We start from the raw sequence: 11,543 nt of genomic DNA, 5'->3' as shown, positions 1-11,543 counted from the left end.
TTTCCTGTTCAGTTTTCAAAGATCATCTGCACCTCAGCAGTGCTCATCTATATTATCAAATCATTTCCATCCTGTAAACCCCTTTTTTTAAATTTTTAAAAAAAAGAAAAGAAGATTCATTCAGCCCCGTCAAGCCTACTAGAATCTTCTCTCCGTCAAAATTTGTTTTTGACACCAAAAATGATTCGCGCTATCAATTTTACTGTCTGTTATTCTTGCAGAAGTATTAGTATCAATCCCAAATTCCCTAAGCCTTTTAAATAAAAGCTTTATTTACACTTATATACTACTTAAAAAAAAGCTTTTTTTCAATGACAAAAGTCACTAATTTTATACATTTTTTGGTAAAATAAGTACGGTGATAAAAATGAATGAAATTTTAATTGAACAATGCAGTTATTTAATCGATGATACACTGCCAAACATCGCAAATATTTCAAATTTAATAGCTCTGCTCTATCATGAAATGGAAAACATCAATTGGCTAGGCTTCTACATTTGTGATGAAACAAACAACGAATGTACTCTAGGACCTTTCCAAGGAAAAGTTGCCTGTACACGCATACCATATGGAAAAGGTGTTGTAGGTACTTGCGCTAAAACACAAGAAACACAAAGAATTGAAGATGTACATAAATTTTCAGGTCACATTGCCTGCGATTGTGCTTCCAATTCTGAAATCTGTATTCCTGTAAAAAAAGATGACAAACTCGTTGCCATCTTAGATGTTGATTCTTTTGAATTCAATAACTTCTCAAAAGAAGACCAAGCCACCTTAGAAAAGATCTGCGAATTCTTTATTCCTCTTTTCTAAGTACGAAGATATCATCTAGACTCGAATCACTTTGTAGAACCGTCAAACCATCCAGTAAATCTCTAGATAAGTCATCATCTACAATTTGAACAAGAAATGACTTTGTCAATTGACGCTTCGAATGAATAAAAGCTCTTTGTACAACAGTCTTACCCAGTTGATACTCATTTGAAAGTGCCTGCACCATTAAACTCTTTTCTGGTGATACACCAATTAGAAGGTTGCAAGCCTTTTTTTCATGCAAGAAAGAAAGACTTCCATTAAAACTTAGAGCATCATTGACATCCACCTTTAACAGGTTTTCATCAAAACATCCCCAATACGCAAAACTATATACAGGATGATTTGAACGATATACATCTTTATAATGCAAAAACAAATTTGTGCACTCTTGATAGATTTCACTAGGCGTGTACATCACATGGTAGCCAGGCAAGTTTTCACGCACTTCTTTCCATTTTTCGAAAGGATATATCGTATCCGTACAAGCAGGATCCAGACAAGAATATGAGAAACAAGGCATGCACAATAAACCTGTATCTCCAATCAATTCTTGCAGTGTTTCTATCAGCATTTGATAGTTACCCACCAAGCCACTATAACAAGATAGATCTGCTTCTAATAAAATTTTACTCCCCTTTTCAATGCCCAAGTCGATAAATATTTGTTTAAAATCTTCTTTTGTATAAATTTCCATGCCAATATTCTAACTTTTATTTATAACTCTGGCAAGTTTTTACCGCCTTTTTCCAGTTTGAATACAAGCTATCCATTTCTTCATCACTCTTTTTAGGCACAAACTCTTTTTGAAGATCTACCCCAAGCTCATCTTGTGTCCAATACCCACAAGAAAGTCCTGCCAAATAAGCTGCACCTAAAGCGGTTAATTCATTGGTCTTAAAACGTTGAACAGGCATTTGAAGTAAATCACTCTGGAACTGCAACAAGAAATTATTGGCAGCAGCTCCACCATCCACCTTCAACGATGAAATCTCAATTTGGCTGTCTTGCTTCATTGCCTCTAATACATCTTTTGACTGATAGGCCATAGATTCCAAGGCTGCGCGAACAATATGATTTTTATTTGCTCCAAAAGTTAAACCAACAATAGTTGCCTGACAAGCATCATCCCAATATGGAGCCCCCAACCCTACAAAGGCCGGTACAATATAGACACCATTTGTATTTTCAACACTTTCTGCCATGCCCTGCGTATCTTTTGTATTTTCAAATAACTGCAACTGATCACGAAGCCACTTCATTAAACTACCTGAAACAAAAATACTTCCTTCTAAAGCATAATTGACTTGATTACCAATTTGCCAAGCGACCGTCGACAATAAACTATTCTTTGATTCGACGATTTTATCGCCCGTATTCATCAACATGAAACCACCTGTTCCATATGTATTCTTAATGTCACCCGCACTAAAGCAGCCTTGACCAAATAAAGCCGCCTGCTGATCACCTACAACGGAACAAATTGGAACTTCTTGACCAAAAAAATGATACGAAGCTGTCTTACAATACACATAGGATGTCGGTTTGACTTCCGGTAAGATTTGTCTAGGAATATCAAACATTTCTAATAATTCTTCATCCCAAGATAACGTATGAATATTAAACAATAGAGTACGACTCGCATTCGATACATCCGTAATATGCGTTAAGGAACCCGATAACTTCCATACGATCCAGCTATCCATTGTTCCAAATAACACTTCGCCTTTTTTTGCCTTTTCATAGACAACTGGATTTTGATCAAAAATAAACCGAATCTTGCTTGCAGAAAAATAAGGATCTATACGGAGTCCCGTTTTCGCCTTCACAACATCTTCATACCCTTTTTCCTTCCAACTATCACAAATACTCTTTGTCTGTTTAGACTGCCATACAATGGCAGGATTTACAGGAAGCCCTGTTGATGCATCCCATAAAACACTTGTTTCACGCTGATTACTTATTCCAATGGCAGCCACTTGTTCTGGACGGATCTTACTTTTTAAGATGACCTCACTCATCACGGCCAAACACGCCAACCAAATCTCATTGGCATCTTGTTCTACCCATCCTGGATGCGGGTAAGATATTGTCGTTTCTTTTTGGGCAATCTCAACCACATTGGCTGCTTTATCAAATAAAACAGCACGCGTACTTGTTGTTCCGTGGTCGATTGCTAAAATATATTTTTGCATAGAAAAAAATCTCCTTATATGTCTTATTTTAATCTTTTTGTAAGCTCTTTACAAGATTTCGTGGACAAAAGAAAAGAGATGTCAAAAACATCTCTTAACTACGAAGTGTTGCGTTGCAATCTTTTTGAATATGTTCAAGGATAGCTTCAAACACTTGATTGATTTCTTCATCTTTTAATGTATGAGAATCCGACTGGAATGTGATCGATAACGCAACAGATTTTTCATCTTTATTTACGTGTTCACCTTCATAAACATCAAATACTTCTACATCACGAATGATCATTTCTTTATTTAAACGACCCTGTTTATTAATTGTGTCCACTACCTTTTGTACCGGCATTGTACGATCTAAAACGAATGCCAAGTCACGAGATACACTTGGATATTTTGAAACTGGAGTGAATTTGATTTTGGATTTCTTCACATCGATCAACGCATCAAAATCAAGTTCAGCCATCACAATATTCTTACCATATTGAGGATGAATATCACCTAATAATCCAACACAATCTTTTCCTAACATGATCTTAGCACTGCGATATGGGTGGAAGTGTGTTGTATCCATATCATTTTCTACAAATGAAATTCTTTGAGCTGCAATACCAATTTGTTCAAAGAAAGCTTCTACTAAACCTTTTAATGTGTAGAAATCGCTTGGTGTTACATCACTTGTCCAACGAGTTTGTTGTAAATTTCCACTCATGGCAATAGCTAAATGCATTTTAGCACCACTTACACCAGCTACATCACTCAATTCAAAGACATTGATATCTTTGATATTACGAGCACGGTTATAAGAAACAACATCTAATAAGCTTGGCAAAATACTTGTACGAATGTAGCGACGCTCTTCACTCATAGGACTAGCTAGTTCGATTGCTTCATCATTATTAAAAATCGCATTGTCTTTCTTTTCTGTACTAACCAAAGTATACGTTAAACAATCTTGTAAACCTTGAGCACATAAGAATTGACGTGCTTGACGAGTCAATTGTTGTTTATACGTTAATTTACCTTCTGTCATAGGCATAACTGGAAGCGTACTTGGCAAACGATCATAACCTAACATACGAATAACTTCTTCACTTAGATCGGCCATACCTTCCATATCGGTTCTTGAACTTGGAATGTGGCAAGTAATCAAATCATTAGTTACTTCAGGTTCAAAGTCTAAACGTGCAAATACATCGACAACTTCATCTAAGTTAAAGTCAGTGCCTAAACGATTATTAATAGCTTCTAAAGTGCAAGAAATTGATTTTGGTTCATAAGGAACCTGTCCATATTGAACTGTTTCTTCAATACCTGTCGCATCCGCATATTCAATCAACAATTGAACGGCACGATCCAATGCTTTTTTACTAGCTAATGGCTCAATACCTTTTTGGTAACGAACACTCGCATCCGTTGATAAATTTAATCGGCGTGCTGTATTACGAATCGCAACATGATCGAAAATTGCACATTCAATAATAATTGAATCCGTTGTATCTAAAATCTTAGAATCATCTCCACCCATAACACCGGCAATACCGATTGGTTTACCTTGATTTGTGATGACGATATCTTCTGGTTGTAATTTATAAGTCACACCATCTAAGGCTGTATATTCTTCATCAAAGCCATCGGCTACGACAATACTTTGACTTGGCAAAGATTTCGCATCATAGAAGTGCATTGGTTGCCCTGTTTCTAACATAACGATATTTGAAATATCGACAATATTATTAATTGATTTTACACCACTAGCCGCCAATAATTCTTTCATCCATTTTGGACTTTCCTTGATTGTTAAATGATTAATAACTTTGCCATAGAATAATGGACATTTTGATGTTGTACTTTCAACATGCAAGTTACTAGGTGTACCTACATCACTAACACCTTCATAATTTGGAAGTTTAACTTCACGATTTAAGATGGCCCCCGCTTCTTTTGCCATATTAAATACAGCTAAACAATCATTACGATTTGGCGTTAAACCAATATCTAACACTTCATCATCTAAACCTAAATAGCCAAGTGGATCTGTATTTCCTACAGGCGCATCAGCAGGTAATACTTCAATACCGCTCTTTTGATCATCATCTAAACTAGCTGGATCTACCCCTAGTTCAAGTAATGAACAGATCATACCATTACTTTCAACACCACGAATCACACCATTCTTGATTTCTCCACCAGGTAAAACAGCACCTGGTAGTGCAACAATTACATTTTGTCCTGCAGCCACATTGGGTGCGCCACATACAATATTGACAACTTCATTTCCTACATTGACAGTTGTACAGTGCAAGTGATCACTGTCTGGGTGTTCCGTACAAGTTTCAACGTGACCAATCACTAAATTTGTTCCTTGCGATAAATGTTCAATACCTTCTACTTCAAAACCCGCATCTGTAATACGTTTTGCCATTTCTTCAATAGAAAGATCTTGTACATCCATAAATTGATTAAACCATTTTCTTGAAATACGCATATTTAAATCCTCCTACTCATAACGTTTGAATGTAGAATTGAATCGTTTATCATTTGTATAGAAATGACGAATATCATCAATGCCATACTTCAACATCGCAACACGCTCAACACCTACACCGAACGCAAAACCACTACATTTTTCTGGATCATAACCAGCCATCTTTAATACATTTGGATGCACTTCTCCAGCACCTAGAATTTCGATCCATCCAGTACCTTTACATGTTGGACATCCTTTTCCATTACAAATGTGACAAGAAACATCGACTTCTACACTTGGTTCTGTAAATGGGAAATAACTAGGTCTAAAACGAATCTGACGATCTTGACCAAATAACTTTCTGGCCATAAATTCTAAAGTTCCCTTTAAGTCCGCTAAAGTGACCTTTTCACCAATAACTAAACCTTCCATCTGCATGAATTGGTGAGAGTGCGTTGCATCATCATCATCACGGCGATATACCTTACCTGGACATACAACTTTGATTGGTAAATTTGGTGCACTTTCTTCTAATACAACCATCTGAATGGCCGTAGTATGTGTTCTCAATAAACGATTTGGATCAATATATAAAGAGTCCTGCATATCACGTGCTGGGTGATCTTTAGGAATATTGGCTCTTTCAAAACAATATTCATCATCCACAATATCGTCACCTTCAATAACTTGGTAACCTAAACCAATGAATAAATCTTCCAATTCTTGGCGTACCAAATTTAATGGGTGCGCATTCCCTAATTCTGGTTTACGACCAGGTAATGTAATATCGATTTTTTCAGATTCGATCTTTTTTTGCATTTCTAAAGCTGCTAATTGTTCTTTCTTTTCTTCAATCATCTTAGAAAGATCTTGTTTTAATTGGTTAACCTTTTGTCCAAAGATAGGTTTTTCTTCTTTCGACAAATCTTTCATACCCTTCATCAACTCTTGAACAGGTCCTTTTTTACCTAGATACAAGACACGTAAATCATTCAATGAAGATGAATCTTTGACATCTTGAATTTTTTGTGTAGCTTCCTGCAAAAGCTCTTCGATTGTTTTCATGTTGTTCTTCCTTTCCCTAAAAACAAAAAAAAGACGACGCAAGAACGACTACTGCCGCGTTACCATCTTGCTTCGTCTTGATAGACACACTTAATTAACCATGATAACCGTATGAAACGGAAGAGGTTTTAACTCTTGCTCAAAGGTGAATTCACTATCCCTACTCATATAAACCTTTCACCAATCGGTTTACTCTCTAATCTAAGCGTTAAATAGTTACTATGTCTTCTCATTGCTTTAACATTTCAAATTATATCGAAGTCCATGTTTTTTTTCAAGCCGAAGTATGGTAATATTTTCTTATGATTCAATCAATAAACAATAAGAAAATAAAAGAATACGCCAAACTGATTCAAAAAAAAGAAAGAGATAAGACAAATTTATTTCTCGTCGAAGGCGAACATATGATTAAAGAAGCATTTAACGCAAATGCTCTACAAGAATTATTTATCCTTGAAGGACTCGAATGTCCAATAGAGTTTAACTATGAAACCGTAACGCAACAAGTATTAAACAAATTGTCAAACCAGAATTCAAATTCAAAGATGATTGGTTTATGTAAAAAACTAAACTTAAAGCCAGAAAAAGAAGAAAATATTCTATTACTAGATAATGTACAAGATCCAGGAAATGTAGGTACGATTTTAAGAACCGCTCATTCTTTTGGCATTGACTCTATTTATATGTCAAAGGGTTGTGCCGATATCTACAACCCAAAAACGATTCAGTCTAGTCAAGGAGCCCTTTTCTATATTCCTGTTATCCAAACGGATTTAGTAGAAAAAATTAAAAAGCTTCAAGAAAGAAATATTGAAGTGTATGCCACAGCTCTACATGATAATCACAAGAATCTTCAAGATATTAAGCCAAGTAAAAAATACGCAATTCTAGTTGGTAATGAAGGACAGGGTGTGCGCAAGGAATTGATTGATTTAAGTAATCATATTGTCAAAATTGAAATGGAAACTTTCGAAAGTTTAAACGTGGCCATTGCCACATCCATATGTATGTATACATTTAAATACGCAAAAAGGTAGCGAATGCTACCTTTTCATTTTTCTCCATTCAAATAATGAATACATGGTACATATAAATTCCGTAACAACAAAGGCATACCAACCTACATGAATGCCAAAACACTTCATTAAGCCATATGTCAATGGGATCAAAATGACTAATTGTCTAGCCAAAGTGATCACTAATGAAGTATTTGCCTTATTTAAAGCCTGGAAGGCAGCACATAGTACCATACTGATACCGGCAAACACAAAGCTTAAGCTAATGATTTTTAATGCGGGTATTCCTAATCCATACATCTGGTCATTCGCACTAAACATGGCTAATAATTGTTTAGGGAATAATTGAAATACAATTGTTCCTACAGCCATAATAAAAATCGATAAAATCATAGAAAATTGTATAGCTTCAATTGCTCGATCTTTTCTGTTAGCCCCATTATTATAGGCAACAATTGGAATCAAGGCATTGGTGATTCCAAGCACTGCCATATTCAAGAAATTCTGTAATTTATAGTAAACACTAAAGACAGTAATCGCCATAGCTGAGATTGGTGCTAGAATCATATTCATAAAAACAGTCATAAAACTTAATACAGACTGCATTAAGATGGCAGGAACTCCTACTTTATAGATTTTACAAAGAATAGGTGTAGAAAAGGAAAAATTACGCATATGGATATCCAATTCTTTTATTTTTACCTTCGTAATTACATATCCAATAAGCATGGCACAAAACTGTCCAATAACGGTCGCAATGGCAGCTCCGGCAACACCCATTTCAGGTAGACCAAACCATCCAAAGATCAAGATTGGATCTAGAATAATATTAATAATGGCTCCTGCTCCTTGCATAACCATGTTATAAATGGCATTTCCTGTTGCCTGCATAATTCTTTCGAAAATGATTTGTACAAAGACACTAAATGAAAACATCGTACATATACGAATATACGTATTGGCTAATGGAATTACATTTTGATCTGATGTAAACAAAGATAAGAATACATTAGAAAAAAGTAAACCCAAAACTAAAAAGACAAGTCCATTCACAAGTCCTAACAAGATTCCATGCATCATTGTATTATTCGCATAATCAAATTTCTTTTCGCCTAAGTATCGTGCAAGCAATGTATTAAAGCCAACGGCTGTACCACATGCAATCGCAATCATAATGGTTTGTACCGGATAACATAAAGATACAGCGGTTAGTGCATCACTCGATACCTTTGCGACAAAGATACTGTCGACAATATTATATAAAGCCTGGATCACCATCGAAATGATGATGGGCAAACTCATAGAAACCACCAATTGTTTGATTTCCATATGTTCCATTTTGTTCATAAAAATTACCTCCCCTATGTTTTGGCAGTTTCATAGGGGATACCAAAACGAAAATAAATGCTAAAATAAGTTAATATATTTTTTCTATTTTGTCAAATCAAGAATAGACTCACCAATCAAATCTGATGGTTTTGATAAATCAAAGTTATCTAAAACACTTGCACCAAGAACCCCAAACGAACTTGAATCGTCCAATATTCCATGTTCTTTCATACTAGGTGAATACATTAAACATGGTACACACTCTCGAGTATGATCCGTTCCTTTATAGGTTGGATCATTTCCATGATCGGCCGTAATGATCAACATTGTATCTGAATCAATAACACCAAGTAGCTGGCCTAATAAAAGATCAAAATCTTCAAGCTCATCAGCATATCCAGAAACATTTCTTCGATGGCCCCACTTGGCATCAAAATCCACAAGGTTCGTAAATAATAAACCTGTAAAATCTTTTTTCATTTCTTCAATAGTTTGAAGCATACCCTCATGACTCGAAGTCGAATGAATACTTTTTGTGATTCCCTGTCCATTAAAAATATCAGAAATCTTACCAATGCTAATCACATCCAATGAATGAGATTTTAACACATCTAAAACGGTTTTACTCGATGGAGACAACGCATAATCATGACGATTGCTAGTGCGTGTAAAGTGACCCACCGAATTTCCTACATAAGGACGTGCAATAACTCTTCCTACTTTATATTCAGGTTTTAAAGTTATTTCTCGAGCAATTTGACAAACACGATACAATTCATCAAGTCCAGTCACTTCTTCATGTCCACAAATTTGTAGAACACTATCAGCAGATGTATAAAGTATCAATTTCTTTCCACCCGATTGAATTTCTTCCATGGCCAATTCATCTAAGATTTCCGTTCCACTTGCACTTTTATTTCCAATAAAGACATGGCCAGTTAATCTTTCTAATTCCTGAACCAATTCATCAGGAAAACCATTTTCAGTGAATGTTTTAAAAGGTTTTGTCGTATGAATTCCCATCATTTCCCAATGACCAGTCATTGTATCTTTGGAACAGCTCGCCTCATGCATCTTACAAGCATAGCCTTTTGATTGTAAAGCTTTACCACTCGAATGAAGATTTCCTAAACCTAATTGATATAGATTATCTATCTTTAAATCCGGGCGATATTCTAGGATATGTCCAAAAGTATCGGCACCTACATCATCAAATTCTTTGGTATCTGTAGCTTGTCCAATCCCAAAAGAATCAATAACGACACAAACTATTTTTTTGTATTTCATAAACGAATTGCACTTTCTAAGGCAAGGGTAATCATTTCATTAAAAGATGTTTGTCTTTCTTCAGTACTTAAATGTTCATGTGTACATAAAGAATCAGATACAGTTAATAAACAAGCTGCCTTTTTATTCAATACCTTAGCATTGTGGAATAGGGAAAAACTCTCCATTTCGACACAAAGTGCATCTTGCTCTTCAACCATTTTTTCTGGTTGTTCCAAATCCCCTTCATAGTAGAAAACATCACTAGAATGTGTGTTTGTCTTTACAACAGGAATTGAAACTTCTTGACTTACACTTTCAATCAACTTATTTAAATCTTCATCTGGATATTGCATTGTATCTGTATCACCACTTTGTGCTAAGGCATAGGTAGATTCTGAATAACTTCCTTTGACTAAAGCTACAGACTTCATTGGTAATTTTTCAGAATAACTTCCTGTACTACCAACTCGTATAATGGCATCTACATCATAGAATTTAAAAAGTTCATACGAATAAATTCCCATGCTGGCCATACCCATACCACTTCCCATGACAGAAACTCTTTTTCCTTTATAAGTACCTGTATATCCAAGCATACCTCGTACATCATTAAATAATACGGCATCCTTTAAAAAATTTTCGGCAATCAATTTGGCTCTTAAAGGATCGCCTGGCATTAAAACAACTTTCGCGACATCTTCTCTATTTGCGTTATTGTGTGCTGTTGACATAATTTCCTCCTAAAATAAAGACCAGTCGAAGCTGGTCTTTCCATCTTAATATTGTCCTGGGTTATACTTAAATGCATTCGGTACAACATGATTTGGATCATACTTCTCTAAAATTTTACCATATCTTTCACGATAATCATTATCAATTTTCAACTGGGGAATGACCTTTGTTCCCTCTTCAAAGAAGTGCTTTGATCCACGTCCCATTTCTTGTCCACGTTTAGTGTGTTTATCCAAGGCGATATCTGGAACTTCCATGATTTTTCCCATGGCTGCTTCTTTAATAATAATATTTTTCAAATAATCACTTGAACGATCTTTTGTACTTGCACAAAGTAAACGAATCGCATGGATAAAATACATTGGCTGATCTCCATCATCATAGGCATACGATTTTCGTACTTCATTTAATGTGTTGACTTGCACAGCAGCTTGTAAATTTCCAAAACCAATATCTTCAACTGAAATTGTTAGTAATCGACGCCATAGCTTATCTAAAAACAAAGGTCCTGTGATATATAATTCATAAGCAGCTTGACATGCTTCTTCTACTTTATTGCGTCGAATGCTTTTTTGAAGTGTAGAAATCACTTCATCTGCGGCTAAGCCATTTCTTGTTTTTGCGGCAGCCCAAATATTATATGACATATTCTCTTACAC

10 protein-coding genes are annotated in these 11,543 nt (G+C 35.4%); 2 read left to right on the top strand and 8 right to left on the bottom strand.

Features of this window, described 5'->3' with window-relative positions:
- The first annotated feature begins 367 nt into the window (after window positions 1-367).
- Window positions 368-814, top strand: a complete 447-nt coding sequence (locus KTQ83_RS06060; RefSeq protein ID WP_217255929.1) for a GAF domain-containing protein — start codon at window positions 368-370, stop codon at window positions 812-814.
- On the opposite strand, the gene KTQ83_RS06055 is transcribed toward KTQ83_RS06060, so the two are convergent.
- The 4 genes from KTQ83_RS06055 to pheS all read right to left on the bottom strand — a co-directional run bounded on the left by KTQ83_RS06055 (window position 798) and on the right by pheS (window position 6,538).
- Window positions 798-1,511: an AAC(3) family N-acetyltransferase gene (locus tag KTQ83_RS06055; protein WP_217255930.1), complete on the bottom strand. Its 714-nt coding sequence runs from the start codon at window positions 1,509-1,511 to the stop codon at window positions 798-800. The genes KTQ83_RS06060 and KTQ83_RS06055 overlap by 17 nt on opposite strands.
- A 16-nt stretch (window positions 1,512-1,527) precedes the next feature.
- On the bottom strand, window positions 1,528-3,009 hold the full coding sequence (gene glpK / locus KTQ83_RS06050; protein WP_217255931.1) for a glycerol kinase GlpK: 1,482 nt from the start codon (window positions 3,007-3,009) through the stop codon (window positions 1,528-1,530).
- Between the two features lie 94 nt (window positions 3,010-3,103).
- Complete coding sequence (gene pheT, locus KTQ83_RS06045) at window positions 3,104-5,491, bottom strand: phenylalanine--tRNA ligase subunit beta (protein WP_217255932.1); 2,388 nt, start codon at window positions 5,489-5,491, stop codon at window positions 3,104-3,106.
- A gap of 12 nt (window positions 5,492-5,503) precedes the next feature.
- Window positions 5,504-6,538, bottom strand: a complete 1,035-nt coding sequence (pheS, locus tag KTQ83_RS06040) for a phenylalanine--tRNA ligase subunit alpha (protein ID WP_117925624.1) — start codon at window positions 6,536-6,538, stop codon at window positions 5,504-5,506.
- 302 nt (window positions 6,539-6,840) lie between these two features.
- On the opposite strand from pheS, the gene KTQ83_RS06035 reads away from it, so the two are divergent.
- Complete coding sequence (locus KTQ83_RS06035) at window positions 6,841-7,575, top strand: TrmH family RNA methyltransferase (RefSeq protein WP_217255933.1); 735 nt, start codon at window positions 6,841-6,843, stop codon at window positions 7,573-7,575.
- Between the two features lie 6 nt (window positions 7,576-7,581).
- On the opposite strand, the gene KTQ83_RS06030 is transcribed toward KTQ83_RS06035, so the two are convergent.
- The 4 genes from KTQ83_RS06030 to KTQ83_RS06015 all read right to left on the bottom strand — a co-directional run bounded on the left by KTQ83_RS06030 (window position 7,582) and on the right by KTQ83_RS06015 (window position 11,531).
- A complete protein-coding gene (locus KTQ83_RS06030) occupies window positions 7,582-8,901 on the bottom strand; it encodes an MATE family efflux transporter (protein ID WP_217255934.1) in 1,320 nt (439 codons plus the stop codon).
- A gap of 84 nt (window positions 8,902-8,985) precedes the next feature.
- Window positions 8,986-10,170 (bottom strand): phosphopentomutase, encoded by a 1,185-nt coding sequence (locus KTQ83_RS06025; protein WP_217255935.1) that lies wholly within the window; start codon window positions 10,168-10,170, stop codon window positions 8,986-8,988.
- Entirely contained in the window at window positions 10,167-10,883 is a 717-nt protein-coding gene (gene deoD / locus KTQ83_RS06020) for a purine-nucleoside phosphorylase (protein ID WP_186999171.1), read from the bottom strand. The genes KTQ83_RS06025 and deoD overlap by 4 nt, the downstream gene beginning before the upstream one ends.
- Window positions 10,884-10,928: 45 nt before the next feature.
- The gene (locus tag KTQ83_RS06015; protein ID WP_186999172.1) at window positions 10,929-11,531 is read right to left on the bottom strand and encodes an AAA family ATPase; all 603 of its coding nucleotides are present in this window, start codon (window positions 11,529-11,531) and stop codon (window positions 10,929-10,931) included.
- Window positions 11,532-11,543 lie beyond the last annotated feature (12 nt).

It is taken from the genome of Holdemanella porci, from assembly GCF_019052655.1.
Classification (GTDB): domain Bacteria; phylum Bacillota_I; class Bacilli_A; order Erysipelotrichales; family Erysipelotrichaceae; genus Holdemanella; species Holdemanella hominis.
Note: the sequence above shows the minus strand (reverse complement) of the source record. Positions and strands in the feature narration are given on the sequence as shown.